Genomic DNA, 293 nt, shown 5'->3' with positions numbered 1-293 from the left:
CGACGCTCTTCCGATCTGCGCGATGCACAGGTCTTCGCGGTCAATCCACCCGCCATTCAGGAGCTGGGCACGCAAAGCGGTCTCGACTTCGAACTGGAAGACCGCTCAGGCCAGGGGCACGACAAGCTGATGGCCGCACGCCAGCAGTTGATGGCGCTCGCAGCGAAAGACCCTGCAATAGCCGGCATGCGGCCAGGCGGGCTTGAAGACACGCCGCAATTCCACGTCGATATCGACCGGGAAAAGGCAAGCGCACTCGGGCTTTCCATCTCCGATGTGAACGATACGCTGCA

Annotated in this window: 1 protein-coding gene; it reads left to right on the top strand. The window is 61.8% G+C overall.

The window, feature by feature from the left end:
• Window positions 1–293 (top strand): efflux RND transporter permease subunit (locus tag EN824_RS34570; protein WP_135933233.1); only part of this gene is annotated, 293 nt, incomplete at both ends.

Origin of the sequence: Mesorhizobium sp. M8A.F.Ca.ET.181.01.1.1, from assembly GCF_004792025.1 — a bacterium.
In the GTDB taxonomy this organism is placed as follows: Bacteria; Pseudomonadota; Alphaproteobacteria; order Rhizobiales; family Rhizobiaceae; genus Mesorhizobium.
The sequence above is the reverse complement of the archived record's forward strand: the minus strand, read 5'-3'. Positions and strand labels throughout refer to the sequence as shown.